The 25835-nt window shown below is 64.1% G+C and carries 20 protein-coding genes; 4 read left to right on the top strand and 16 right to left on the bottom strand.

Annotated features, from left to right (window positions below):
• The first annotated feature begins 100 nt into the window (after positions 1 to 100).
• Positions 101 to 1627 (top strand): cyclic-di-GMP receptor FimW-related protein, encoded by a 1527-nt coding sequence (locus ACZ2IA_RS07090; protein ID WP_470291867.1) that lies wholly within the window; start codon positions 101 to 103, stop codon positions 1625 to 1627.
• Between the two features lie 99 nt (positions 1628 to 1726).
• On the opposite strand, the gene ACZ2IA_RS07085 is transcribed toward ACZ2IA_RS07090, so the two are convergent.
• From ACZ2IA_RS07085 to ACZ2IA_RS07025, 13 genes are all read right to left on the bottom strand, one after another.
• Positions 1727 to 2929 carry an acetyl-CoA C-acyltransferase gene (locus tag ACZ2IA_RS07085; protein WP_470291866.1) on the bottom strand — a complete coding sequence of 401 codons (1203 nt, stop codon included), beginning with the start codon at positions 2927 to 2929 and terminating at the stop codon, positions 1727 to 1729.
• Positions 2930 to 2996: 67 nt separating this feature from the next.
• Complete coding sequence (locus ACZ2IA_RS07080; protein WP_470291865.1) at positions 2997 to 5372, bottom strand: 3-hydroxyacyl-CoA dehydrogenase/enoyl-CoA hydratase family protein; 2376 nt, start codon at positions 5370 to 5372, stop codon at positions 2997 to 2999.
• 121 nt (positions 5373 to 5493) lie between these two features.
• A complete protein-coding gene (locus ACZ2IA_RS07075) occupies positions 5494 to 6939 on the bottom strand; it encodes an OmpP1/FadL family transporter (protein WP_470291864.1) in 1446 nt (481 codons plus the stop codon).
• Positions 6940 to 7301: 362 nt separating this feature from the next.
• Positions 7302 to 9755, bottom strand: coding sequence for an acyl-CoA dehydrogenase (locus ACZ2IA_RS07070; protein WP_470291863.1), 2454 nt, complete (start codon positions 9753 to 9755; stop codon positions 7302 to 7304).
• A 31-nt stretch (positions 9756 to 9786) separates the two neighbouring features.
• A complete protein-coding gene (locus tag ACZ2IA_RS07065; RefSeq protein WP_470291862.1) occupies positions 9787 to 10428 on the bottom strand; it encodes a TetR/AcrR family transcriptional regulator in 642 nt (213 codons plus the stop codon).
• Between the two features lie 187 nt (positions 10429 to 10615).
• The gene (locus ACZ2IA_RS07060; RefSeq protein WP_470291861.1) at positions 10616 to 11809 is read right to left on the bottom strand and encodes an O-succinylhomoserine sulfhydrylase; all 1194 of its coding nucleotides are present in this window, start codon (positions 11807 to 11809) and stop codon (positions 10616 to 10618) included.
• A 155-nt stretch (positions 11810 to 11964) separates the two neighbouring features.
• Positions 11965 to 13497: an amidophosphoribosyltransferase gene (gene purF, locus ACZ2IA_RS07055; protein WP_470291860.1), complete on the bottom strand. Its 1533-nt coding sequence runs from the start codon at positions 13495 to 13497 to the stop codon at positions 11965 to 11967.
• Positions 13498 to 13578: 81 nt separating this feature from the next.
• Entirely contained in the window at positions 13579 to 14070 is a 492-nt protein-coding gene (locus tag ACZ2IA_RS07050; RefSeq protein ID WP_470291859.1) for a CvpA family protein, read from the bottom strand.
• Between the two features lie 3 nt (positions 14071 to 14073).
• Positions 14074 to 14889, bottom strand: a complete 816-nt coding sequence (locus ACZ2IA_RS07045) for an SPOR domain-containing protein (RefSeq protein WP_470291858.1) — start codon at positions 14887 to 14889, stop codon at positions 14074 to 14076.
• A 7-nt stretch (positions 14890 to 14896) separates the two neighbouring features.
• Positions 14897 to 16165 (bottom strand): bifunctional tetrahydrofolate synthase/dihydrofolate synthase, encoded by a 1269-nt coding sequence (gene folC, locus ACZ2IA_RS07040; RefSeq protein WP_470291857.1) that lies wholly within the window; start codon positions 16163 to 16165, stop codon positions 14897 to 14899.
• Between the two features lie 91 nt (positions 16166 to 16256).
• Positions 16257 to 16433: a hypothetical protein gene (locus ACZ2IA_RS07035; protein WP_470291856.1), complete on the bottom strand. Its 177-nt coding sequence runs from the start codon at positions 16431 to 16433 to the stop codon at positions 16257 to 16259.
• Positions 16434 to 16441: 8 nt separating this feature from the next.
• Entirely contained in the window at positions 16442 to 16912 is a 471-nt protein-coding gene (locus ACZ2IA_RS07030; protein WP_470291855.1) for a protein YgfX, read from the bottom strand.
• A 9-nt stretch (positions 16913 to 16921) separates the two neighbouring features.
• Positions 16922 to 17278, bottom strand: coding sequence for a hypothetical protein (locus ACZ2IA_RS07025; protein WP_470291854.1), 357 nt, complete (start codon positions 17276 to 17278; stop codon positions 16922 to 16924).
• A gap of 132 nt (positions 17279 to 17410) precedes the next feature.
• Between ACZ2IA_RS07025 and ACZ2IA_RS07020 the strand changes: the two genes are divergently transcribed.
• The 3 genes from ACZ2IA_RS07020 (at position 17411) to ACZ2IA_RS07010 (ending at position 20406) form a co-directional block, all read left to right on the top strand.
• Positions 17411 to 19324: an ATP-binding cassette domain-containing protein gene (locus ACZ2IA_RS07020; RefSeq protein ID WP_470291853.1), complete on the top strand. Its 1914-nt coding sequence runs from the start codon at positions 17411 to 17413 to the stop codon at positions 19322 to 19324.
• Positions 19321 to 19836 (top strand): C40 family peptidase, encoded by a 516-nt coding sequence (locus ACZ2IA_RS07015; RefSeq protein WP_470291852.1) that lies wholly within the window; start codon positions 19321 to 19323, stop codon positions 19834 to 19836. The genes ACZ2IA_RS07020 and ACZ2IA_RS07015 overlap by 4 nt, the downstream gene beginning before the upstream one ends.
• A gap of 339 nt (positions 19837 to 20175) precedes the next feature.
• Positions 20176 to 20406, top strand: a complete 231-nt coding sequence (locus ACZ2IA_RS07010; protein ID WP_470291851.1) for a hypothetical protein — start codon at positions 20176 to 20178, stop codon at positions 20404 to 20406.
• A gap of 47 nt (positions 20407 to 20453) precedes the next feature.
• Here the strand turns inward: ACZ2IA_RS07010 and ACZ2IA_RS07005 are convergent, their stop codons facing one another.
• The 3 genes from ACZ2IA_RS07005 to ACZ2IA_RS06995 form a co-directional block, all read right to left on the bottom strand.
• On the bottom strand, positions 20454 to 22586 hold the full coding sequence (locus ACZ2IA_RS07005; RefSeq protein WP_470291850.1) for a methyl-accepting chemotaxis protein: 2133 nt from the start codon (positions 22584 to 22586) through the stop codon (positions 20454 to 20456).
• Positions 22587 to 22828: 242 nt separating this feature from the next.
• Complete coding sequence (locus tag ACZ2IA_RS07000; RefSeq protein WP_470291849.1) at positions 22829 to 24037, bottom strand: amino acid aminotransferase; 1209 nt, start codon at positions 24035 to 24037, stop codon at positions 22829 to 22831.
• 210 nt (positions 24038 to 24247) lie between these two features.
• On the bottom strand, positions 24248 to 25621 hold the full coding sequence (locus ACZ2IA_RS06995) for a sodium-dependent transporter (protein ID WP_470291848.1): 1374 nt from the start codon (positions 25619 to 25621) through the stop codon (positions 24248 to 24250).
• Positions 25622 to 25835 lie beyond the last annotated feature (214 nt).

Below are 25835 nucleotides of genomic sequence, written 5' to 3'. Positions count from 1 at the left end.
TCAGAACGTCTTTGTCATAAACTATCAGCAACCCACCTAGTTTACCGGCTTGGCCGCGTTCGCAATATCCTGTTTTGTTCTGGAAGGCAAGTCCCACGGTATGTTCGACTTCAAATCGCTCATCGGCGCCCTGATCAGCAACGCGTCGTCCCGCTCGAACACCACGCAATCGGCGACCCAGTTGCTGCGCGAGTTACCAGAGACCGACTATTTCGATGCGCTCATCGAAATCACCAAGGCCATCGCCCGGATCAACGCCGACACGCAGATTCCGCTGAAGGAGCGGATCCGTACCCTGCTGTACGTCGACGCCCGCTCCCACCCGCTACACCGTCGGCTATGCCATGAATACCTGGCCGACGAAGGCCGCAACAAGACCCAGCTGCCGACCATCCTCGCCTACCTGCACGAGCTCGCCAACGCCTACCAGATGTGCTTGCGCCTGTACCTGGCGGCACCTTCGCCCCATCTAGAGGACCGTATCCAGCAGGCGGTGTTGCACGGCCTGTACCACCAGCTGCGCCAGGTATTCTGGAATGCCCAACGCTACGTCAAGACCGATGGCACGGTCTGGCAACAGGCTTATCGCTTCTACGCCTTCCTCGAGGATACCGGCATCGCCCGGCTGCCGTTGCCGTTGTATCAGGACGATGCCGAGGAAATCAGTGCCGAACAGCTGCTGCTGAACGCCAGCATGCTGACGCTCGCCTATCCGGACAATATGCAAGCGGTCGAGATCCAGGCCATCGATCGCTTGCTGAGGCTTCTGGTGACGTCGCTGACCTTCAGCCGCCAGCCCGATCTCGACGACCCGGTCTACTCGCTCAACCTCGACGCCCCCGGCGCGCCGCAGCTACTGCGTCGTGGCATGGCCGGCAAGGGCTTTCGCTACTGGTCGGCGCAACCGCTGTCGAACGCGCTCGCCGATATCATGTTCGACCTGGAGAAAGGCGTGCCACCGGCGCTGGCCGATACCGGCCTCACCCTGAGCCGCGAATCCTGGCGCCAGTTGGCCGAAAAACTCGGCGTCCGTTGGTCGCGCGATGGCGGCGCCTCGCTGCGCAAGGCGGTGCGCGAACTGCATAGCGAAGACGTGGCGGTGACCATCGGTTTTGCGCCGAGTGCGTTCCTGGTCAAGCTGCAGGACACCGGCTACCACAACCACCCGGAGCGCGGCCTCTGGAAACTGACCGACAGCAGCGCGAGCGGCATGGGCCTGCTCTATCTCGGACGGGCACTGGAGCGACTGCGGATCGGCCTCTTGGTATTGGTGCTGCAGCGCGACAAGCCCGCGGTGCTCGGCGTGGTGCGCCGGCTGCAGCGTCTGCCGGAGGGGGGCACCCGGGTCGGCATCGAAACGCTCGGTCATTCCCCGCTCGGCGTCACACTGTGCACCGCCGACCACACGGTCGACCCCGTGGGCGCCCTCTATATCACCCAGCCCAACTCGCACACCGGCGATCGCTGGCTGCTGCTGCCGGAGAGCCACGCCGTGGAGGGCCGCAGCTTGATCCTGTTGGCCCAGGACAAGACGTACCAGATCCGGTTGCACGCGCCCAGTCGCCGCTTCGGAGACTGCGTGCATTGCGAGTTCGACACGTTGGCACGACTAGACCCGGCCGGTTAGATACGGTGTACCAATGAAAAGACGCCAACCTTGGTTGGCGTCTTTTCTTTACCGACAAGTTTGGCCGAACGCTCGCGCTTCGGCCAAGCTTGGTTTTTTTTACAGCACTTCCAGGATGCCCGCCGCGCCCATGCCGGTGCCGATGCACATCGTCACCATGCCGTAGCCCTTCTGGTCGCGGTTGCGCATGCCGTGGATCAGCGTCGCGGCGCGGATCGCACCGGTTGCGCCGAGCGGGTGGCCCAGTGCGATCGCGCCGCCGTGCGGGTTGATCACACTAGTGTCGAGATCCAGGTCGCGGATCACCGCCAGTGCCTGCGCGGCAAACGCCTCGTTCAGCTCGATCCACTTCAGGTCGCTCTGGGCGAGACCGGCCAGTTTCAGCGCGGCCGGGATCGCTTCCTTCGGACCGATGCCCATGATCTCCGGCGGCACGCCCTTGACCGAGAAGGTCACATAGCGCGCCAGCGGCACCAGGCTGAACTGCTTCAGGATCTTTTCCGATACGATGATCACCGCACCGGCGCCGTCCGACATCTGCGAGCTGTTACCGGCCGTGACCGAGCCCTTGGCGTCGAACACGGTCTTCAGCTTGGCCAAACCCTCGAGCGAGGTATCGCGACGCGGGCCTTCGTCGGTGTCGAGCGTCTTGTTGACCAGCTTCACTTCGCCGGTTTCCAGGTTCGGAATGCGGTAGGTGACGTCGAGCGGAGAGATTTCCGACTTGAACGCGCCACTCTCGATCGCGGCCAGCGCACGACGATGCGACTCCACCGCGAACGCGTCCTGGTCGTCGCGCGACACATTCCACTGCTGCGCCACCTTCTCGGCAGTCAGACCCATGCCGTAAGCGATGCCGTAGTTCTCGTCCTTAGCGAAGATTTCCGGGTTCAGGGCGACCTTGTTGCCCATCATCGGCACCAGCGACATCGACTCGGAACCGGCGGCTATCACCACGTCGGCCTCACCGAGGCGGATGCGGTCGGCTGCCATCTGCACCGCGTTGATACCGCTCGAGCAGTAGCGGTTGATGGTAACGCCGCCAACGGTGTTCGGCAGACCGGCCAGCAGCACGCCGATACGCGCCATGTTCAGGCCCTGTTCCGCTTCCGGGAAGGCGCAGCCCACCACGCAGTCGGAAATCAGGTTCGGGTCGAGGGTCGGCACCTGCGCCAAGGCGCTGGTAATCACATGGGCGAGCATGTCGTCCGGACGCACGTGGCGCAGCATCCCGCGCGGCGCCTTGCCTACCGGCGTGCGGGTTGCCGCGACGATGTAAGCTTCCTGTACTTGCTTGGTCATTTCTATTCTCCGTCAATCACGGCAGGCGGCCCTCAGCGCGTCCGCCGTCATCTGTATTCGCTATCGATCAGTTGCGCAGCGGCTTGCCGGTGGTCAGCATATTGGCGATGCGGTCCTGGGTCTTGCTGTTCTTCAGCAGGGTCATGAAGGCCTTGCGCTCCAGATCCAGGATCCACTGCTCGTTGACCTCGGTGCCCTGCTCCACGTCGCCGCCGGTCATCACGTCGGCGATCAGGCTGGCGATGTAGAAGTCGTGCTGGCTGATGAAGCGGCCTTCCAGCATGTTGACCAGCTGGCCCTTGATCGACGCGGCACCGGTGCGACCGGCCACCGGGAAGCTCTTGATCTTCAGCGGCGGGCGGTAGCCCGATTCGGCCATCGCCAGCGCCTGCTGCTTGGCGACATAGAGCAGCTCGTAGGCGTTGAACACCACCAAGTCGGTGCTGCGGAAGTAGCCGATTTCCTGCGCTTCGACGGCGCTGGTCGCGACCTTGGCGGTGGCGATTGCCATGAAGTAGTCCTTCACCGCAGCCAGCAGGTCGCCCTTCTGTTCCTGCGACGCACGCAGCGCGAACTCCTTGCAGCCGCCACCGCCCGGCAGCAGGCCGACGCCCACTTCGACCAGGCCGACGTACGACTCCAGCGCGCCGACCACGCGGTCGACGTGCATCGCGAATTCGCAACCGCCGCCGAACACATAGCCCTGGGTCGCGGCCACGGTCGGGATCTGGCTGTAGCGCAGGCGCATCGAGGTGGCCTGGAAGCGACGGATCATACTTTCGATTGAGTCCCAGTCGCCCATCATGAACGCCGGCATCATCGACGACAGGTCGGCGCCGACCGAGAACGGCTCTTCGGTCTGCCAGATCACCAGGCCCTTGAAGCGTTCTTCGGCGATATCGATCGCCTTGTTGAGGCCCTCGAGCACGTCCGGGCCGATCGAATGGGCCTTGGACTTGAACGACACCACCAGCACCTCGTCGCCGGTGGTGAAGGCGCGCACGCCGTCATTCTCGAACACGGTCTCGCCCAGCGGCTGGACGGCTTCGCCGAGCACCTTGGCCGGGGCGAGCTGGCGGGCGTAAACGTCCAGGGTCGAGCGGCCGATGCGCTTGCCGCTGGCGGCATCAAAGGAGCCGTCGGCAAAGTGCACGCCGCTGCGATCCGCTTCCAGCACCCAGGCCGGAAGCTCGGCCGAAGTCAGCGTCTTGCCGGCTTTAACGTCTTCTTCGACCCACTTGGCCACTTGCTGCCAGCCGGCGCTCTGCCAGGTCTCGAACGGGCCGACGCTCCAGCCGAAGCCCCAGCGGATCGCGAAGTCGACGTCGCGCGCCGAGTTAGCAATGTCGGCCAGGTGGAAGCCGATGTAGTGGAACACGTCGCGGAAGCACGCCCACAGGAATTGCGCCTGCGGGTGGCTGCTTTCACGCAGTTTTTTGAATTTCTCCGCCGGGTCGGCGATCTTCAGGATTTCCTTGACCGCATCGTCGCCCTTCTCGCCCGAGCCGACGTACTCGCCGGTTTTCGGGTCGAGCACGAACATCTGCTTGCCGTCCTTCTTGTAGATGCCGACGCGGGTCTTGGCGCCCAAGGCGCCTGCCGCGATCAGCTTCTGCAGCCATTCCGGCGACTTGAACAGCGAGTGCCACGGGTCGTTTGGCAGGGTGTCCTGCATCGTCTTGACCACGTGCGCGAAGGTATCCAGACCGACCACATCGGCGGTCCGGAAGGTGGCCGACTTCGGACGACCCAGGCGCGGGCCGGTCAGGTCGTCGACCACATCGAAACGGATACCGAATTTCTCGGCGTTGGCGATCGCCGCCAGCATCGAGAACACGCCGATGCGGTTGGCGACGAAGTTCGGGGTGTCCTTGGCACGCACCACACCCTTGCCGAGCGTCGTGACCAGGAAGCGCTCGAGGTTGTCGAGCATGCCCGCCTCGGAGCCCTTGCACGGGATGATCTCCACCAGGTGCATGTAGCGCGGCGGGTTGAAGAAGTGCACGCCGCAGAAGCGTGGCTTCAGCGATTCGGGCAGGCTGTCGGCCAGGCCGTTGATCGACAGTCCGGAGGTATTGGTGGCGAAGATCGAGAGTTCGCCGATAAACGGGGCAACCTTGGCGTACAGGTCGGTTTTCCAGTCCATCCTCTCGGCAATCGCCTCGATCACCAGATCACACTCCTTCAGGAGGTGCAGGTGGTCTTCATAGTTGGCCGGCTGGATGTATTTGACGACATCCTTGGACGCCAGCGGCGACGGCTTGAGCTTCTTCAGACCCTCGATGGCCTTCAGGGCGATGGCGTTCTTGTCGCCTTCCTTGGCCGGCAGGTCGAATAGGATGGTCGGGACTTTGGCGTTGACGAGATGAGCGGCAATCTGCGCGCCCATCACCCCGGCGCCGAGAACGGCGACCTTACGCACGATGAACTTGGTATGAGACATGGTTTCCTCGTGTTATCGAATGAACACTTGTATTAAGACAGCCCCCTCTAAAGCCGTCTTTCCGTAATGCAGGCGGAGCCGAAGCCCCGCCCCTACACCCCGCCTCTATCCGTTGTAGGGATTAGAAGCTGTAGTTGTATTGCAGACCCACCAATTGCAGGTAGGTCTTGTAAGACCCCTTCACAGTGCCGCCGTTACCGGTACAAAGCTGACCGGAAGCCGTTTGGCCTGTCGGATTGCAGCTATCGCTATAGTTGGTGTTGGCATTCTTGAAGTCAATGAAGCTGTAAGCGAAGTCGATCGAGTTGTTCTTATTGATCTTGTAGTTGCCACCGAGCGACAGCCAGATACGGTCGCTGTCCGGGAGAGCCGGGTGACGCAGTTCGTCCGAGCGCACCGGCGACTGTTCCCAAGCCAGGCCACCACGAAACAGCCAGCTGTCGCTGAACTTGTAGTTGCCGCCCAGCGATACGCGGTAGGTGTTCTTCCAGTTCTGGTTGAGCACCAGATCGCCCTGGGCCTGACCGCCCACGGTGTCCTGCTTGATACGAACCTCGTTGAGCCGCGAGTTCCGCACCCAGGTCACATCACCCATCACCGCCCAGCGCGGGTCGAGTTGACGGAAGAAGTTGGCCGAAACGGTTTCCGGAGTGGTCACATCCACCGAATCCGGCGCGTTTGGATGCTTACTTTTTGCGAGTTGCTGAAGCGAAACACCAGGAATCGGGCTCGGCAATGCAGGGTTAACATTGTTAAACGTCCAGGTCGACGAGCCAGTAAGCTTCTGCTTGATGCTGGAGCGGTAAGCTAGGCCGAAGCGGGTATTGTCATCCAGTTGGAACATGTAACCGACGTTCCAACCGAAACCCCAGTCGGTTCCCTCTACGTGGCCAAAGCCATCACCGACGCCCATCGCTTTTAGCTGCTTTGCCATCGCAGCCGCCGCTACCGGGTTTGTCGGGTTGAGAGCAAGGCCGAGTCCCGAAGCGGTATCCGCCATCTGCTCCAGCGTCGCGTCCATGTATTGCGCCGACACACCGAAGCCGAAGGAGTTGCGCTCGTCGAGCTTGAACGAGATCGACGGGTTGAAGTTGATCGACATCAGATCGATGCTCTTCAGCGCATAACGACCGGCCCAGCCGAAGCCGTAGTCGAGCTTGGCGCCGTATGGTACGAACACGCCGAGGCCGACGTTGATCTTATCGTTGACTTTCGTCGCCATATACAACGACGGAGCCGCTACTGCCTTCGGTGCGTAGGTGCCGCCGTTGTCGCCCCCAGTCGGCTGGTGCAGCACATTGGTCGAGCCATTGTCGGTATAGCTGGAATGCGGCGCCAACACGGTCAAGCCACCGGAAATCTGGGTGCCATCCAATCGCGACATACCAGCCGGGTTGCTAAAGATCGTGGTTGCATCGGCGGCTTCTGCGCCGTTAGCGTGGGCAGAACCCTGACCCGAAACGCTTTGCGAACCGAATTGATAGCCGGAAGCCAGAGCCTGGGTCGACAGCGCCGCAACGGCGCCCCCCATCAACATCACCGACAGGCTGAGATGCTTCATCTTCATGTTATTCCCTCTCTCCGTGTATTTGCTCTTCATCTTTAAAAGCCGAATGCATAGATCGACTCCAAAACGATAGTACCAAACAATTAGAGCATGTCCATCAGATTAAGAGCACTTGTTCTAAACGAGCGTTTAGTTGTTTTTCTGGGCGCTATTTTTAGCAAGATGTTAAGCAAAACAACAGCCTAATCGCTCGCGACAACGGTCTCCTACTCCGTTCGGCCGTTGTCGCAGCGCACCAATACACCGTCGCCTTTCTGCCGGGGCCCGCCCGCGACGGGCCACCCCTGAACAGAGCACGCGCAGCATGAACGCGCTCTGTTCAGGATGCTCCCGCGGTCGGCGGGAGCATCCGCAGCGCACGCTTAGAACACGTGGCGTTGCAGCATCGTTTCGTCGTGGTGTTTCAGCGACTTGTCGAAATCGTCGACCATGATCACGTCGCGCTTGAGCTTGCGGGCACGGGTGACCGCATCGAACTCGGTCTGGCTGATCTGGCCGCCGCCCAGCGCTTCGGCCAACCTCTCGGCGTTGGTCAACGCCTTGAACTTGCCCTCGCGGGTGAGCTTGCGCAGCTTCTGCTCGACCGGTTCGGTTTCCAGCACTGCGTGCAGCGCCGGATTGAGCACACCGATCGCGTCGTTCTCATCTTGCGACACGAACATGCCGCGGGTCAGGCGATCACGGGTACCGCCCGGTTGCATCAGCGAGCGCGCCACCTGGGTACCGATACGGTCGCTCGGCGCCTTGATGGTCTGCCCCCACGGGAAGATCACCTTGCGCAGCACGACGGCCAGGGCACGATTCGGTAGGTTGGCGAGGAAACCATCCATCGCCACCTGGATATCGTGCAGATTGGACTCGACCGCCCACTTCAGCACGGCCAGGTCTTCCTTCTGGGCCCCTTCGCGTTCGAAGCGCTTCAGGCAGGCGGTGGCGATATACAGGTTCGACAGCATGTCGCCGAGACGCGCCGACAGCTTTTCGCGGAACTTCAGCGAGCCACCGAGGCTGAACATCGCCATGTCGGACAGCAGCGCGAAGGCGCTGGAGAAGCGGGTCAGCTGCTTGTAGTAGCGAGCGGTTTCGCCACCGCGCGGCGCGCCGGCAAACTTAGCCCCGGTCAGACCCAGCCACAGCGAGCGGAACACATTGCTGACCACGAAACCGATGTGGCCGGTGATGGCGTCGTCGAATTCCTTCGCATCGTTGGCCATCGCGGCCTTCATCTCGCGCAGCACGAACGGATGGCAGCGGATTGCGCCCTGACCGTAGATGATCATCGAACGGGTCAGGATGTTGGCGCCCTCCACCGTGATCGCGATCGGGATCGCCTGGTAGGCACGCGCCAGGTAATTGCGCGGGCCGAGCACCACGGCACGGCCACCGTGAATGTCCATCGCGTCGTTTAGCGTTTTGCGCATGCGCTCGGTGTTGTGGTACTTGAGCACCGCCGACAGCACCGACGGTTTCTCACCGATATCCAGAGCGGTCAGCGCCAGATCCTGCGCCGCTTCCATCTGGTAGGTGTAACCGCCGATGCGCGCCATCGCCTCGTCGACGCCCTCGAACTTGCCGATCGGCAGGCCGAACTGGTCGCGGATGCGGGCGTAGGCGCCGGTGGTGTACGACGCCACCTTGCCCGAGGCCACCGACATCGCCGGCAGCGAGATGCAGCGGCCAACCGACAGGCACTCGACCAGCATGCGCCAGCCCTGGCCGGCGTAGTCCTTGCCGCCGATGATCCACTCGAGCGGAATGAACACGTCCTTGCCCCAGGTCGGGCCGTTCATGAACGCGGCACCGCCCGGGAAGTGGCGGCGACCGATCTGCACGCCTTCGTGCTCGGTCGGCACCAGCGCGCAGGTGATACCGATGTCTTCCTTGTCGCCCAACAGGTGATCCGGGTCGTACATCTTGAACGCGAGGCCGAGGATGGTCGCGACCGGCGCCAGCGTGATCCAGCGCTTCTCCCAGCTGATGCGCACGCCGAGCACGTTCTCATGCCGCTCGCCGCTACGCGGGTCGGTGTACGAGCCGCGGCAGACGTAGCCGAAGTCCGGGATCGCACCGGCGTCGGAGCCGGCGTACGGGCTGGTCAGCGCAAAGCACGGGACTTCCAGGCCGCGGGCCAAGCGCGGCAGGTAGTAGTCTTTCTGCGCGTCGGTGCCGTAGTGCTGCAGCAGCTCGCCCGGGCCGAGCGAGTTCGGCACCATCACCGTCACGGCGGCCGAACCACCGCGGGTAGCGATCTTGGTCACCACCTTGGCGTGCGCGTAGTTGGAGAACTCCACGCCGCCGTACTGCTTCTTGATGATCATCCCCAGGAAGCCGTTGCCCTTGATGAAGTTCCAGACTTCTTCGGGCAGGTCCATCGTCTCGTGGGTGATCTTCCAATCGTCGATCAGCTTGCAAAGCTCTTCGGTCGGGCCGTCGAGGAAAGCCTGTTCTTCCGGCGTCAGCTTCGGGTCCGGGAAGGACAAGAGCTTGTTCCAGTCAGGTTTGCCCGAGAACAGGTCGCGGTCCCACCAGACGGTACCGGCGTTGATCGCCTCCTGCTCGGTCTGCGACATCGCCGGGGTGATTTTCTTGAACACGCCGAACACCGGGCCGGTGAACACCGCGCGGCGCAGCGGCGGCAGGTTCAGCACCACGGCGATCACGGCGAACACGCCCCAGACGATAGGCGAGACGCTGCCGCCGGCGCCGAACTGCAGCGCGGCCAGCCACGCGGCGATGCCGATGGTCCAGACCAGCACCGGTGCACGCCAGTAGGCGAGCGCGCCGATCAGGACGATGAGAAGGATGGCAAATAGCATTGTTGTAGTTCCTCGTGTTGACCCTTTGCTGCTACTCCTGGCTGGGCGAGGTCAGACCGGCAATGACGAAAGGCACCAGGTGCTTGACGATCATTTCCGGGTCGCGCGCGGTGACGATCTGGCTGCGCATGAAGATCTTCAGCACGTCGTTCCCCGCGAAGGCGTTGAACATCACGCTGAAGGCAAGATGCATGCGCCAGGACAGGGTCTCCAGCGACAGTTCCGGCAAGGCTTGGCGGAACGCCACGCTGTAGCGCTGCGCGAACTCGCTGTACTGCTGCGACAGCGATTCACGCAGCAGCCGGTGGTTTTCCACCAGCGTGCGCGACAGCAGCCGCACGAACAGCGCGCCACCGCGGGCCGGGTCCTTGGACAGCGACAGGCAGGGTCGGATAAAGGTCATCACCAGCCCCTCAGCGGTGGGCCCATCCTTTTCCCCTTCCAGCACGTCCAGCTCGGCCAGACAGGCCTCGATCAGCGGCCCGAGCCGACGGGTGAACACCGCCTCGAACAACGCATCCTTCGAACCGAAGTGATAGTTGACCGCGGCGAGGTTGACCTCGGCCTGCTGGGTGATCATGCGAAGCGAGGTCGCCTCGAAACCATGCTCGACGAAGAGTCGCTCGGAAACATCCAAAATGCGAGTGACTGTATCGGGACGGTTCGCTTCCATTGCTCCTGTACCTTTGATATTGCTGCCGGCGCTTCTGACCTGCCGACCGGAATCGAACAGGTGTTTGAAACTTACGTTTTAATTTGACTTATGTCAAGAAGGCGGCAGCGGGGTTACACACGAAATGAATAAATAAAAACGGCAGCCCTGATTCTAGACTGCCGTTCGAATGAAACGCACGTTCAACTTAGCGTAGCAAGCCGTTTTCCAGGTCGCGGATCAGATCGTCGACGTGTTCGAGGCCGACCGACACCCGCAGCAAGCCCTCGACGATGCCGGCGCGCTCGCGCGCCTCGGCCGTCACCCGCGCGTGCGTGGTCGAGGCCGGATGGGTGACGGTGCTCTTCACGTCGCCCAGGTTGGCGGTCTTCGAGATCACCTCGACGCCGTCGACCACTTTCCACGCCGCCTCGCGGCCGCCCTTCACCACGAAGGACAACACCGCGCCGCCGGCCTTCTGCTGACGCTGTGCGAGCTCGTATTGTGGATGGCTCGCCAACCCCGGAAAGTACACCCGTTCGACCTTCGGATGCTTTTCCAGCCATTCGGCCAACTTCAACGCGCTCTGGCACTGCTTTTCCATCCGGATGAACAGCGTCTCCAGACCGGACAGCAGCACCCAGGCGTTGAACGGCGATAGCGTCGGACCAGCGGTGCGCACGTGCAGGTAGACCTGCTCGACCAGCTCGTTCGAACCGACCACCGCGCCGCCGAGCACCCGGCCGTGGCCGTCGAGCGACTTGGTCGCCGAATGCACCACCAGGTCGGCCCCCAGCTTGAGCGGCTGCTGCAGCGCCGGCGAGCAGAAGCAGTTGTCGACCACCAGCAGCGCGCCGTGCGCATGCGCGATCTCGGCCAGGGCCGCGATGTCGGCCAGCTCGGTCAGCGGATTGGATGGGGTTTCGACGAACAGCAGCCGGGTTTCCGGACGGATCGCCGCCTGCCAGGCCGCCAGATCGGACGGCGCCACATAGGTGGTCTCGACACCGAACTTGGCCAACACGGTGTTGAACAGGCTGATCGTCGAACCGAACAGGCTTTGCGACGCGACGATATGGTCGCCGGCCTTCAACAGCGTCAGCATCGTCGCCTGGATCGCCGCCATGCCGCTGGCGGTGGCGATGCAGCGCTCGCCGCCCTCCAGTGCCGCGAGACGCTGCTGGAACGCGTTGACGGTCGGGTTGGTGAAGCGCGAATAGGTATAGCCCTCCTGCTGACCGAGGAACAGCGCGGCGGCTTCTTCGGCGGTCGAGTAGGTAAAGCTGGAAGTCAGGAACAGGCTCTGGCTGTGTTCGCCAAACTGGCTGGTTTCGCGGCCGGCACGAATCGCCAGCGTTTCCGGATGCAGCCCGAGGCTGCCTTCATGATTGTCGTTGCTCATTGTTTGCCTCTAATGTCCTGGTCGCCGCCAGCCATGCGAACGAGCGCTGCAAAACCGTTCGGCCAAGCTAGATCCGAGACGAGCGGCTTTGCCAGCGGCCGTTCGAGCCGGCCACAGCCAAAAAAAATGCGCCCCGCGGGGCGCATTCATTGTGCTCACATCAGATTCTGTTCGGCAACATTCAAGTTGAGATCGATCATCTGCGAGTCGCCGCCCTCGTCCTTGCCGCCGGGCTTGCCGCGGCGCTGCTCGACCTGCTGCAGATAGGCCTCGTCGATGTCACCGGTCAGGTAGACGCCGTTGAAACACGAGGTATCGAAACGCTCGAGCTGGCTGTTGGCACCCTGCACCGCCTCGATCAGCGCGTCGAGATCCTGATAGATCACCGCGTCGGCGCCGATCTCGGCCGCGATCTGCTGCTCGTCACGACCGGTTGCCAACAGTTCGGCCCGGGTCGGCATGTCGATGCCGTACACGTTCGGGAAGCGCACCGCCGGGGCGGCCGAGGCGAAATACACCTTGTTCGCACCGGCGTCGCGCGCCATCTGCACGATTTCTTTCGAAGTGGTGCCACGCACGATCGAGTCGTCGACCAACAGCACATTCTTGCCCTTGAACTCGCAGGCGACCGGGTTGAGCTTCTGGCGCACCGACTTCTTGCGCACTCCCTGCCCCGGCATGATGAAGGTGCGGCCGATGTAGCGGTTCTTGATGAAGCCCTCGCGGTACGGCAGGCCGAGGTGGTTGGCCAACTGCAAGGCGCTGGCGCGGCTGGTGTCCGGAATCGGCATCACCACGTCGATGTCGATGTGCTGCAGCGAGCGGCGCACCTTTTCGGCCAAAGTCACGCCCATGTTCAGGCGTGCCTGGTAGACCGAGGCGCCGTCGATTACCGAGTCGGGACGGGCGAAGTAGACGAACTCGAACAGGCACGGCGCCAGACGCGGATGCTCGGCGCACTGGCGCGACTCGAAATCGCCACCGAGCGAGACGAACGCGCATTCGCCAGGGGCGACGTCGCGCAGCAGGCTGAAGCCGGAACAGTCGAGCGCCACCGATTCGGACGAGAACATATACTCGGTCTTGCCGCCCACTTCGGCGGTGCCGATCACCAGCGGGCGGATGCCGTTCGGATCACGGAACGCCACCAGACCGTAGCCGGCGATCAGCGCGACCACGGCGTAGGCGCCGCGGACCCGGCGATGTACCGCCTCGACCGCGCCGAACACCGCGTCGACGTTGAGTTCATAACCCTTCACCCGGCTAGCCAGCTCGTGTGCGAACACATTGAGCAGCACCTCCGAGTCGGAGTTGGTGTTGATATGCCGACGATCGTGCCGGAACATGTCGTCCTTCAGCTCGTCGGCGTTGGTGAGATTGCCGTTGTGCGCCAGCACGATGCCAAACGGCGAGTTGACGTAGAACGGTTGCGCCTCCGCCAGGTTCGATGCCGAACCGGCGGTCGGGTAGCGCACGTGCGCAATCCCTGCGTTTCCGACCAGCGAACGCATATTGCGGGTGCGGAACACGTCCCGCACCATGCCACTACCCTTATGCATGTGGAAGCTATCGCCATTGGCGGTGACAATGCCAGCGGCGTCTTGTCCCCGGTGCTGTAGGAGCTGCAAGCCATCATAGAGTAGCTGGTTGACCGGCGAATTGCTGACCACACCCAAAATACCGCACATCTCTATTTACCCCATTACCTGGTTACAAAAAAACAAAGCGGTTCGCTCGTGGAAACTGAGGCGAACCGCTTGGTGGATTCTTCATGAATAGTGCAAATTGTTGGCAAGCATTGCCGGCAACCACGGCCTGAGCGACAACGCCACCTGCTCGAACGGCCGCGACAGCAAGGCGTTCTGCCACATCGGCTGCTTGGGCATGTCGGAAAAACCGCCGACCAGCACCAGCGCCGTCACCAGCACCAGCCCGCGCGCCAGCCCGAAGATCGCACCAAAAAAACGGTTGAAGCCGCCGAGTCCCGCGGTATCCATCAGGCTGGTCAGTACCACGCGCAACAAGGCCGTCGCGAGCCAGGTCAGGAAGAACAGCAGCACGAAGGCCGCTACCAGGCGGAAGTTCTCGCCGGACAGCTCGCCGGGCATGAAGCTCGACATCGCCGGCGCGAATTCCTTGGCGCACCAGAACGCGATCACCCACGAGGTGAGCGACAGCACTTCGGCCAACAGGCCGCGCACCAGCGCCACCACGATCGAGCCGGCGACGATGGCAAAGGCGAGGTAGTCGAATACTGTCATCGGTCAGTGGCTCACGACGATGCCGGACACACCGGCCTTGGCCAACTTGGACAAGGTGGCCTGCGCCTCGGCCGCGCTGGCGAACGGGCCGACCCGCACCCGGGTCACTTCACCCTTGCTGGTCTGCACCTTGCTGAAACTGTAGTGTGCCGACAGCCCGCTGATGCCGTCGAGCTTGTTACGAAGCGCGTCGACCTTGTCCGGGTCGGACAGCGCCGCGAGCTGGATCATCATCTTGCCCGGCTTGGCCGAATCGTCGGCCGTCTTCTCGGCCCTCGGTTTGCTCGGCGCGTCTTCCGGGTCCATTCGACCCTCCAGAATAGCGGCCGGGTCGGTCTTCTTCGGCTTAGGTCTCTCTTCGGCCTTCGGCTTTTCTTCCGCCTTCGGTTTCGGCTTCGGTGCTTCGGCCTGCTTGATCGGCTCCGGCTTCTTCTCTTCTACCTTGGCCGGCGGCGGCGCCACCGGCTCGGGCTTGGCGGCCGCTACCGGTGCAACCGGAGCGGCGGCGTGGGTCGACTCTTCAGGCAACGTAGCCGGCAGATCGGTCTGCGCCGGACTGGTCGCATCGGCGACGACGCTGCCGGCGACGGCTGCCGCCTGTGAGGCCGACTTGCCGGGCTGCTCGCTGGCAGCGGCGGACGCATTGAGTTCGACGACATTGATCGACTGCGGTTTGAGCTTCTGGTCGGGAACGTGGCCCACCACGTTCCACAGCACCACGGTGGCAACCAAGACCAGCGCGATCGCGCCGACCAGGCGGCGCCGGGCGCGCTTGCGCAACTGGATCAACTGTTCTTGGGAGGAAAGACCTGGGGGCATGGGCGCCTCAAGCGTTGTGCTGACGCGCCTCGAGCACGGCAGCCACGGTGTGGAAGGATCCGAAGACCGCGATTCTATCATTCTCGCCGGCGCTCGATAAGGCAGCCTGCCAGGCGGCGCCGACGCTGTCGAACACCTTGACGTTGGCGACCTGGTGTTCGGCCAACTTCGCCGCGAGCGCCTCGCCGCTCTGGCCGCGCGGCATGGCGAGGCCGCCGACGTACCAGGTGTCGAACGCGCCCTTGGCGAGCTCGATCACCGAGTCGACATCCTTGTCGGCTAGCATCGAGAACACCGCGATGCGGTTTTCGGCAAACGGCAGCACGGTCAGGCTAGCGACCATCGCCTTCACAGCGTGCGGGTTGTGACCGACGTCGAGCACCACCAGCGGCCGGCCAGGCAGCACCTGGAAGCGGCCCGGCCACTCGACCTCGACCAGGCCCTGCTTGATCGCGCCGATGCCTACCGGCAGGCGCTCGCGCAGGCACTCGAGCACCGCCAGCGCCGCCGAGGCGTTGACCATCTGGTAGCCGCCGCGCAGCGCCGGGATCGGCAGCGCGTGACGGCGCGCCTCGCCCATCTGGAACGACCACTGATTGTCGAGCCTAGTGAAGCCGAAGTCAGGGCCATAGCAGAGCAGCTTGGCGCCGATCGCCTCAGCGTGCTCGACCAAGCTGGCCGGCGGGTTCGGATCGGCGCAGATCGCCGGCCTGCCGGCACGGAAAATCCCGGCTTTCTCGAAGCCGACCTGCTCGCGGGTGTCGCCGAGGTATTCCTGATGATCGAGGTCGACGCTAACCACCACCGACACGTCGGCGTCGAAGATGTTGACCGCGTCGAGCCGGCCGCCAAGCCCCACCTCCAGCACCGCCACATCGACCTTCTGTTCGATGAAGGTATGCATCGCGGCCAGCGTGCCGAATTCGAAATAGCTCAACGAGGTGTCGCCGCGCGCCGCCTCGATCGCGGCGAAACTGCTGACGATCTGCGCGTCGCTGGCCGGCCGCATATTGAGCGCGATGCGTTCGTTGTAGTGCAGCAGGTGCGGCGAGGTATAGGTGCCGACCTTGAAGCCGGCGCGCGCCAGCATGGTCGACAGCATCGCGCTGACCGAGCCCTTGCCGTTGGTGCCGCCGACGATGACCACCGGGAAGTCGGGCGCAAGGCCCATCGCATCGCGCACCGCGCCGACCCGCGCGAGCCCCATGTCGATGGTCGAGACATGCAGTTGTTCGAGGTAGGCCAGCCAGTCGGCCAGAGAATCAGAAGCAAACACGGTAGCTAGAGCCTGTTATGAAGCTGCTCTCGAGCCGCGCCAAGTGTCCAGGGCGCTGGATGCAAGGCGCGGTCGCGCAGGTCAATGTCATTCATTGACCAAGCGCCGCAACGCCGCAGACGGCGCCCTGGACGCTTGGCCCTTTAGGGTTGGGGGCAAAAAAGCCGCATGGCGGCGTTACTCCCCGCTTGCTGTGCTCGCACAGCGGCGCGACTCGTGCCTTGCCATGCGGCTTTTTTGCCGCCAACGCGGCCGGGATCAGCTTCATAACAGGCTCTAAACATCCAGAACGGCGGCCGGCTTGTCGGCCGCCTGAAACCACAAGAGATAGACGCGCAGGGCGCGGCGGAATGCGGGCGGCGCCGAGTCGGGCCACAGCATCACGCTATACCGGCGCCCATCGCGGCGAAGATTGAGCACGATCAACCAGGTAGAGACAAAGCTGTCGTCGAGAGGTTCGGCCTGGCTGTCCGCCATGGCGGACCCGCGCGACGATGGTGCGAAGCCCACCAGCAGCCGGCCGCGCGGATCGACCGTCAGCCGCGTCACCCGGCTGCGCCCCGGCAACCAACCGTCCGGCGCCAATGCCAGCCATAGGGTCAGCGGCGCGGCAAGGAGCAGCCCGGACCAGCCCGGCAGGTAGACCAACAGCACCGCGGCCAGCGCGCCGTGCGTCAGCAGCACCAACGCCAGCCAGTACCGCGAGCGCTCAAGCTTGGCCGCAAACGGCGTCAGCGTCGCCGCCATCCCGGCCGCTTACTGCAGCGACGCCGGGCTATTGGTCAGGTCGTCGTCGACGCTGTCGATCACGGTCGAGTGGATTTCCACGTCGAACCATTCCCAGAAGGTCTTCAGCGACAGGTCGGTCGGCCACAGTTCGTCGTCTTCGTACCAGCTGGCCAGTTCCATCTTGAACAGCTGTTCGTAGATCTCGTCGATGTACGCCACGCCTTCTTCCGGTTCGGTGAACTCCGGCATCAGGATCACCGTGCAGTCGGCGCGCAACGCCTCCAGACTCAGGTCGACCATATCGTTGTCGGGCACCTTGTTCAGCCAGTCGAGGAACGGGGCTTTGGGCTTGATCACGGCGACGGAACGATCAACAAAGTACATGGCGCTTCCTTTCAGGTCGTGGAACCGGAGGAGCCGGCCCCTGACGGGCATTTGGCCGGCATTGTATACCAGGCCAGAACGTGGCGCATGCTAGAATCCGCTACATTTCCAGCCTGCTTGCGAGTCTTTTTCATGGCATTGATTACCGTCGACAACGCTTCCCTCGCCTTCGGCCACTGGCCGCTTCTGGATCGGGTCAACTTCGTGCTCGATCCGGGCGAGGTGGTGGGGCTGATCGGCCGCAACGGCGCCGGCAAGTCTTCGCTCTTGAAAGCGATCGCCGGCACCACCCGACTCGACGATGGCCGCATCACCGCGCGCAGCGATATCAAGATAGCCTATGTACCGCAGGAACCGGCGTTCGACCTCGACCACACCGTATTCGACGCGGTAGCCGAGGGCCTGGGCGACCTCAAGGCACTGCTGTCCGATTACCACAAGGCCACCGCCCAGCTGGCCGACCCTTCGGCCGACCACGAGCAGGCGCTCGAAGCGATGCAGACCATCCAGCACGAACTGGAAGCCCGCGACGGCTGGCAGTTCGATGCGCTGATCTCGACCACGCTGTCGCACCTGAACCTGAACCCCGACACCCGCATCGGCGACCTGTCCGGTGGCTGGAAAAAGCGCGTGGCGCTCGCCCGCGCCCTGGCCGCCAAGCCCGACGTGCTGCTGCTCGACGAGCCGACCAACCACCTCGACGTCGCCGCGATCGAATGGCTGGAAGGCCTGCTGAAAAATTTTGCCGGCAGCGTGCTCTTGATCACCCACGATAGACGCTTTCTCGACAATGTGGCCAGCCGCATCATCGAGCTCGACCGCGGCATCCTGCGCAGCTACCCGGGCAGCTTTACCGCCTACCAGACCAAGAAGGTCGAGGAACTGGCGGTGGAAGAAGAGCAGCAGCGCCTGTTCGACAAGTTCCACGCGCAGGAAGAAGTGTGGATCCGCAAGGGCATCGAGGCGCGGCGCACCCGCAACGAGGGCCGGGTGCGCCGCCTCGAGCAGATCCGCCGCGAACGCGCCGCGCGCCGCGAACGGGTCGGCCAGGTCAACTTCCAGCTCGACGCCGGCGAGCGCTCCGGCAAGCTGGTAGCGGAGCTCGAGCACGTCAGCAAGGGCTTCGAAGGGCGCACGCTGATTCGTGACTTCACCAGCCGCATCCTGCGCGGCGACAAGATCGGCCTGATCGGCCCGAACGGCGCCGGCAAGACCACGCTGCTGAAGCTGATCCTCGGCGAGCTCGAGCCCGACAGCGGCAGTATCAAGCGCGGCACCAAGCTGGAAATCGCCTACTTCGACCAGTTCCGCGAACAGCTCGACGAGGAGATGAGCGTCGCCGACGTGATCAGCCAGGGCAATGACTTCGTCGATATCGGCGGTCAGAAGAAGCACGTGATGAGCTATCTGGAGGACTTCCTGTTCTCGCCGGAACGCGCGCGCAGCCCGGTGCGCTCGCTGTCCGGCGGCGAACGCAACCGCCTGCTACTGGCACGGCTGTTCACCCGCCCGGCCAACGTGCTGGTGCTCGACGAGCCGACCAACGACCTCGATATCGACACGCTGGAACTGCTCGAGGACGTGATCGATCAGTACACCGGTACCGTGTTCCTGGTCAGCCACGACCGCGCCTTCCTCGACAACGTCGTCACCCAGGTGGTGGTGTTCGAGGGCAATGGCACGCTCAACGAGTACCCGGGCGGCTACCAGGACTGGATCGACACCCGCGCACGGATGGCGGCGATGAAGCCGGCCGAGAAGAAGAAGGACGCCGCGCCGTCGGCCGAAGCCGCCAAGCCGGCGCGCGAGAAAGCGCGCAGCAACAAGCTGTCGTTCAACGAGAAGCGCGAGCTGGAGCGGCTACCAGACGACATCGCCGCGCTGGAGGCCGAGCAGGCCGAGTTGAACGAGAAGCTGCTCGACCCGAACGTCTACCGCGACGCCCCGCGCGAGGTGCACGGCTGGCAGACCCGGATCGAGGAGATCGAGCTGCTGTTGCTGGAAAAACTGTCCCGATGGGAAGAACTCGAGGCCAAGAACGCATGAACCGTCGCCGCGCGCTGTCTGCCCTCGCCTTACTGGCGCTCGCCGCCTGCTCGAGCAGCCCGCCACGCAAGACGGCCTCGATCAAGCCGCGCCCGCCGCGCAAGCCGATCGAGCTGTCCGGCCTGCAGGCCGACGGTGCCGGCAGCGAGATCCTGATGTACACGATGGGCCTCTTGGACGTGGACTACCAGTTCGGCGGCAGCAACCCGGAAGCCGGCCTCGACTGCAGCGGCATGGTCGCCTACATCTACCAGAACGCGGTCGGCATCAAGTTGCCGCACAACGCCGCGGCGATCGCCGAGCTGGCGCGGCCGGTGTCGGACAGCGAGCTACGCGTCGGCGATCTGGTGTTCTTCAACACGCTGGGGCGCTCGTTCTCGCACATGGGCCTCTACATCGGCGAGGGCAAGTTCGTGCACGCGCCGCGTACCAATAGCGCGATCCGCACCGACCTGCTGTCCAACAGCTACTTCGCCGCCCGCTACGAGGGCGGCCGCACACTGTTCGCCTGACGGTGGCAACGACGGACGCTTGGCAGCAAAGCTTGGCCGAACGCTAGCACCGGCTTTCGGCCAAGCTTCCCGTCCCGCACCGCGACGGGGTCTCGCTGCCGCCGGCACTGCTGTTATCCACACTGCAAAACACCTCGACCCCGACCTTGCCCGCTGCGAATCGTTGACCATCGACAACGACCAGCTTCGGCTGCAGCTGACCGTCTCCAGCCCGCTGCACGCCACCCTTCTGCTGACAGTGCGCCCCGCACACATCGACTGGCCGACGCGCACGCTTACCCTCGACTACCGGCTACAGGGCAGGGCAGATCGACCTCGCCGTCGCGACTGCGCCGCGTCGTGAACGGCACCCTGCTCGGCCGCCTCGACAGCCGGGTCGGACGGCAGCTGCTACGACAACTCCTGAAAGACCTGCCGTGGCTGCGACTGGACGGCGAGCAGCTGCTCGTCGCACTCGACCGGATCGACGCGCTACAGCGCTGGCTGGAGCGCGTCGATCCGGTCGAGCGCTGGCCGAACGCTTCGCCCTGGCCGACCTGCGCCTCGAAGACGGGGCACTGCGGCTGGTAGTGCGGCGGCTGAGCAGCAACTAAGGTTGGCCGAACCGCGCTCAGCACCTAGGCGGGCGCTTCGCTGCTGACCCGGAACTTGCCGGCCAGCACGCCCAGGCGACCGATGGTGTGACGCGTCTGATCGACGCTCTGCGACAGGCTCTGCTGTGCGAGTTGCATCGACTGCGCCACCACCCCGATCACACCGGTCTCGTCGGCCTGCGCCCGACCGGCGTCGGCCAGCTGTTCGATGGTGGCGATCAGGCTCTGCACGATGCGCTGCACCTCGACGTTCTCGCCCACGGACGCTTCGGCCAAGCGCAGCCCCTCCTCCAGATGCCGCATGCCCGCCTGCATGGTACGGACCGCGTCACCCGCCTGACCCTGCACCCGCTGGATCATCGCGTCGATTTCCTGCGTGGACAGCCGGGTCCGCTCGGCAAGCTTTCTCACTTCGTCCGCCACGACGGCGAAACCCCGCCCCGACTCACCGGCGCGCGCCGCCTCGATCGCCGCGTTGAGCGCCAGCAGATTGGTCTGCTTGGCGACCTCCTGGATCAGGCCCACCACCAGCCCGATTTCCTGAGTGCTCTCCCCAAGCATTTCGATGGTGTGCGCCGCCGTGCCCACCGTTTCCCGGATGGTCAGCGTCCGCGCGCTGACCTCTTCGAACTGCCGCTTGGCGCCCCGTTGCTGCTCGTCCATCGCGCCCTGCATGCTGCCCGCGTTGTTGCTGGCCTCGTCAAGCGTGCCCTGCTGCCGTTCGAGTCCGGCCCGGGTACGCTCCACCGTACTGAGAACCTGACCGCCGGCCACGGTGGTCGAGGCATTGTGTTCGGCCATCGCCTGGTTGTGCCGCGCCAGCACCTGGCTGACGTGAATCACCTGCCCCAGGGTGGTATCGAGGTGGTCGATTAGGCTGTTGACCCACTGCGCCATCACCCCGGTTTCGTCCGACGTCAGCCGGGAGCGGTCGATGCGCAGCGTCAGGTTGCCGTCGCCTTCGGCGATGTTGCGCACCATTCCCGACACGCCGCGCAGGCGCAGCGCCAGCGGCCGGGTGAACAGCTGGCGAAACCCCAATGCGCCGGCGCCCAGCAAGCCCAGCTGTACCAAGGCCATCTGCCATGCTTCCGGCTGCAGTAGCGCTTGCGTCGCCCAGCCGATGCCGCCCAACAGCACCTGCACTGCGGCAAAGCCCCCCATCAAGCGGTAGCTGATCGAGCGATAGCGGTACACCTCCTCAAGGTCGGCTTCGCACATCATACCCCAGGTATCGGGCGAGCCGAGCAACCGGAAGGTCATTCCCTTACCGACTACCGGGATGTGCCGGTAGTCGGCATAGCCTGGGTAGGCGACGAACAGATTCTCGCCGTGACGGATCGTCTCGCGCACCCCCGGATGCAACTGGCCGGTCGCCGGGTCGTTGAACTGCAGTTCGAATTCGGTATGCTCGCGCACCCGCACCGTGCCGAAGGCGGTGCGCACGCCGTCCTTCAGGTTGTCGCCACCGCTGAAGGTGCGGTCCTCGAAGCGCGAGCGTGACAGTGCGGTACCTGGTGCTATACCCGGGTCGAAGCGCGACTCCACCATAAACAGGTAGTTGTCACCCGACTCATGGAAAATATGCCCGGCCTCGCGCTGGATCAGGTCGCCCAACACGTCGTTGGGCACCCGGGCGCACAGGCAGCCCAGCTTGACCGAACCGTGGTGCAGCGGCTGGAAGAACAGCAAGGTAACCGCATCGTGAAAGCGCGAGCTGCGCGGACCGAGCGCCAGCGTGTCGGGATCGCGGTACGGGCCGAAGAGAAAAGGCTGCTCCAGCCCGCGCCCGAGCGCGTTCTTGCTCGACCCAGGTTGCCCCACCCGCCGTGCAGCGCTTGAAGCGAGCACGCCGTTATCCGCCGCCAGCACGAACAGCTCGGTCACGTCCGGCAGTTCGGCCAACTGCGCGGCCAGCGCCTGCGGGTACTGCTCGGGCGGCAACGCCGCCAAGCGCTCGGCGGCGCCGGCCACCCCCTGCCAGAGCTGCTCGGCCCACCGGTTGAGGATAGCGACACGGGTACGGGCAAAGCTGTCGAAGGTACTCTCCAGCGCGGGATAGCGATCGCGATTCAGCCAGCAGGCGCGGCGCATCGCCAACTTGCCGGTTTTCCCCCGCCACGGCAGCCAGCGCCGCTCGGCAGGACTCAACGCCATTCGCTGACTCTGCAGCATTCCTTCCCCCTTAGATCTGAACTGTTTGGCAAGGCACCATGCAGGAAGCATGCCAGCCACCATCCGATCAAAGAGCCATGACGAGGGGACTGTACCGCCGGGCGAACGCACCGTTTCCGTGCAACAGCGACACGCGGTCCCGAAATGGTGCACCGACACGCCGTTCCGGCAACAAAAAACCCCGCCGAAGCGGGGCTTTTACTAGGCGGAGCCGAGAGTCGGACTTAGGCCTTCACGACCTGAGCGATCGACTCGGCCACGTAGCCGATGTTGCCGCTGTTGAGTGCAGCCAGGCAGATACGGCCGGTCGACACGGCGTAGATGCCGAACTCGTTCTTCAGCACCTCGACCTGGGCGGCAGACAGCCCGGTGTACGAGAACATGCCGCGCTGCGCCACCACGAACGAGAAGTCCTGCGCGACACCCTTGGCCTTCAGCTGCTCCACGAGACCGGTGCGCATCGCGCGGATGCGGTCGCGCATGCCGGCCAGCTCGTCTTCCCACAGCTGACGCAGTTCCGGGCTCGACAGCACGGCGGCGACCACGGCGGCGCCGTGGATCGGCGGGTTGGAGTAGTTGGTGCGAATCACGCGCTTCAGTTGCGACAGCACGCGGGCCGACTCTTCCTTCGAGGCGGTCACCACCGACAGCGCGCCAACGCGCTCGCCGTACAGCGAGAAGCTCTTCGAGAACGAGCTCGACACGAAGAACTGCAAGCCCGAGGCCGCGAACTGGCGCACCGCCACCGCGTCGGCTTCGATGCCGTCGGCAAAGCCCTGGTAGGCCATGTCGAGGAACGGCACCAGGCCCTTCTCACGGCATACCTCGACCACTTCGGCCCACTGCGCGTCGGACAGGTCGGCGCCGGTCGGGTTGTGGCAGCAGGCGTGCAGCACGATCACCGAGCCGGCCGCCAGGCCCTGCAGGAACGACTTCATGCCGGCAAAGTTCACGCCGCGGGTTGCCGCGTCGTAGTACGGGTAGTTTTCCACCTCGAAACCGGCCGACTCGAACAGCGCGCGGTGGTTTTCCCAGCTCGGGTCGCTGATGTAGACCTTGGCGGTCGGGTTCAGGCGTTTCAGGAAGTCGGCGCCGATCTTCAGCGCACCGGTACCGCCCAGGGCCTGCGCGGTCACCACGCGGCCGGCGGCCAAGAGTTCACTGTCGGCGCCGAGCAGCAGCTGCTGTACCGCCTGGTCGTAGGCGGCCGGGCCTTCGATCGGCTGATAGCCGCGCGGCGGCATGGTTTCCAGACGGGTTCTCTCGGCGGTCTTCACGGCAGCCAAGAGCGGGATCTTGCCGTTGTCGTCGTAGTAGACGCCCACGCCCAGGTTCACCTTGGTAGCACGGGTGTCGGCGTTGAACGCCTCGTTCAGGCCAAGAATCGGGTCGCGCGGCGCCATTTCCACGGCGGCGAAGATCGAAGAAGTCATGCGGGGCTCCATTTGCTTTGCAGAACAGGCGGCGTCTCGGGACACCCTGGCCCGGTCACCGCCCAACGATGAATAGTGTGCCCACAGTCTATCATGAGCACCGCACGACGCGCGGCTCGGCACGGGCGCAAAACCATGCCGACGCCCATAAAACAACAGGCGCCGTCGCGACGGCGCCTGTTGCGGCCAAGCCATATAACCGGCGGAAATTTAGAAGACACCAAGCCCCTTCAGCATCACCACCAGGATCAGCAGCGGCGACACCCAGCGCGTCACCTGGAACAATGCCCCCAGCAGCCGCTGGTTGGCGAGCGTGCCGCCGTTCGACAACGCATCGCGAAAGCGCTTCGGCCCCCACACCCACCCGGTGAACAGGCACAGCATGATGCCGCCGACCGGCATCAACACGTTCGAGGTCAGATAGTCGAACAGGTCGAACATCGTCATCCCGAACAGCTTGAAGCCGGCCAGCACGCTGCCCGACAGTGCGGCCGCGGCGCCGATCACCACCAGCGCCAGCAGTGTCCACACGGTTGCCTTGGTGCGGCTCCAGCCGAAGCGCTCGCTCAGCACCGACACCGGCACCTCCAGGATCGACAGCATCGCACCGGTGGCCGCGATAGCGGTCAGCACGAAGAACACCACCATGAACAGATGGCCGAACGGCATGTTGGCAAACACTGCCGGGATGGTGATGAACAGCAGCGACGGACCGGCTTCCGGCTTGAAGCCGAACGCGAACACCGCCGGGAAGATCGCGATGCCGGCCAGCATCGACACGAACAGGTCGGCAGTCATCACCCGCAGCGCGGTGGCCGGCACGTTCTGATCATCGCGGAAGTAGCTGCCGTAGGTCAGCATGGTGCCCATCCCGATCGACAGCTTGAAGAACGCCAGCCCCATCGCGGTCAACACCACGCCGGCGGTGATCTTGGAGAAATCCGGCTGGAACAGGAAACGCAGACCTTCGCTGGCGCCCGGCAGCAGTAGGCTGCGCACGCCGACCACCACCAGCAGGATGAACAGCAGCGGCATCAGCCTCTTGGTCACCGCCTCGATGCCCTTCGATACGCCCATCAGCAGGATGCCGCCGATCAGCACCAGCACCGCCCACTGCCACAATAGCGACTGGATCGGGTCGTGAATCAGTTGGCCGAACGCGGCCGAGGTGTGCGCCGGGTCGCTCGACAGCGCACTGCCGGCAATCGACTTGAACACATAGGCCAGCACCCAGGCGGCCACTTCCGAATAGAACGCCATGATCAGAAACGCCGCCAGCACGCCGAAGCCGCCGATCAGCCACCACGGCGTGCCCGGCGCCAGCTGCTTGAAGGTGCCGACGGTGTCGGTCTTGGCTTTGCGACCGAGCATGATCTCCGCGATCATCACCGGCAGGCCGACCAGCAGGGTCGCCAGCACGTAGACCAGCAGGAAGCCGGCACCGCCGTTGGCACCGGTCAGGTAGGGAAACTTCCAGATATTGCCGAGGCCGACCGCGGAACCGAGCGTGGCCGCGAGTACGCCGAAGCTGGAGGAAAAGCCGTCGCGCTTGGCAACGGCCACTGAAGAATCGAGCTTGCTCATGAAGAGTGTCCTAAGCAGCGCAGCGCTACCGGCCACGATCAGCGACCCGGCGACTGCCCCAAGACCCGCCGGTGCGGGCCAGAAGGGCGGGGATTCTGCGGCCATTTGCGCGCCGCGCCAAGCACTTTTTGCAGCCGATTTGTGCCCTCGCTACTCGCCCCTCCGCACCCTCACCCGGCCCCTCGGCCAATTTTCATGACAAACAATCTTTACT

Source organism: Crenobacter sp. CS_VA4, assembly GCF_055597485.1.
Note: the sequence above shows the minus strand (reverse complement) of the source record. Positions and strands in the feature narration are given on the sequence as shown.

What these genes read in the sequence shown, in the direction of transcription:
- ACZ2IA_RS07090 (WP_470291867.1), top strand. Translation starts at nt 101, where the DNA reads ATGTTCGACTTCAAATCGCTCATCGGCGCCCTGATCAGCAACGCGTCG.
- ACZ2IA_RS07085 (WP_470291866.1), bottom strand. Translation starts at nt 2,929, where the DNA reads ATGACCAAGCAAGTACAGGAAGCTTACATCGTCGCGGCAACCCGCACG.
- ACZ2IA_RS07080 (WP_470291865.1), bottom strand. Translation starts at nt 5,372, where the DNA reads ATGTCTCATACCAAGTTCATCGTGCGTAAGGTCGCCGTTCTCGGCGCC.
- ACZ2IA_RS07075 (WP_470291864.1), bottom strand. Translation starts at nt 6,939, where the DNA reads ATGAAGATGAAGCATCTCAGCCTGTCGGTGATGTTGATGGGGGGCGCC.
- ACZ2IA_RS07070 (WP_470291863.1), bottom strand. Translation starts at nt 9,755, where the DNA reads ATGCTATTTGCCATCCTTCTCATCGTCCTGATCGGCGCGCTCGCCTAC.
- ACZ2IA_RS07065 (WP_470291862.1), bottom strand. Translation starts at nt 10,428, where the DNA reads ATGGAAGCGAACCGTCCCGATACAGTCACTCGCATTTTGGATGTTTCC.
- ACZ2IA_RS07060 (WP_470291861.1), bottom strand. Translation starts at nt 11,809, where the DNA reads ATGAGCAACGACAATCATGAAGGCAGCCTCGGGCTGCATCCGGAAACG.
- purF (WP_470291860.1), bottom strand. Translation starts at nt 13,497, where the DNA reads ATGTGCGGTATTTTGGGTGTGGTCAGCAATTCGCCGGTCAACCAGCTA.
- ACZ2IA_RS07050 (WP_470291859.1), bottom strand. Translation starts at nt 14,070, where the DNA reads ATGACAGTATTCGACTACCTCGCCTTTGCCATCGTCGCCGGCTCGATC.
- ACZ2IA_RS07045 (WP_470291858.1), bottom strand. Translation starts at nt 14,889, where the DNA reads ATGCCCCCAGGTCTTTCCTCCCAAGAACAGTTGATCCAGTTGCGCAAG.
- ACZ2IA_RS07035 (WP_470291856.1), bottom strand. Translation starts at nt 16,433, where the DNA reads ATGAAGCTGATCCCGGCCGCGTTGGCGGCAAAAAAGCCGCATGGCAAG.
- ACZ2IA_RS07030 (WP_470291855.1), bottom strand. Translation starts at nt 16,912, where the DNA reads ATGGCGGCGACGCTGACGCCGTTTGCGGCCAAGCTTGAGCGCTCGCGG.
- ACZ2IA_RS07025 (WP_470291854.1), bottom strand. Translation starts at nt 17,278, where the DNA reads ATGTACTTTGTTGATCGTTCCGTCGCCGTGATCAAGCCCAAAGCCCCG.
- ACZ2IA_RS07020 (WP_470291853.1), top strand. Translation starts at nt 17,411, where the DNA reads ATGGCATTGATTACCGTCGACAACGCTTCCCTCGCCTTCGGCCACTGG.
- ACZ2IA_RS07015 (WP_470291852.1), top strand. Translation starts at nt 19,321, where the DNA reads ATGAACCGTCGCCGCGCGCTGTCTGCCCTCGCCTTACTGGCGCTCGCC.
- ACZ2IA_RS07005 (WP_470291850.1), bottom strand. Translation starts at nt 22,586, where the DNA reads ATGGCGTTGAGTCCTGCCGAGCGGCGCTGGCTGCCGTGGCGGGGGAAA.
- ACZ2IA_RS07000 (WP_470291849.1), bottom strand. Translation starts at nt 24,037, where the DNA reads ATGACTTCTTCGATCTTCGCCGCCGTGGAAATGGCGCCGCGCGACCCG.
- ACZ2IA_RS06995 (WP_470291848.1), bottom strand. Translation starts at nt 25,621, where the DNA reads ATGAGCAAGCTCGATTCTTCAGTGGCCGTTGCCAAGCGCGACGGCTTT.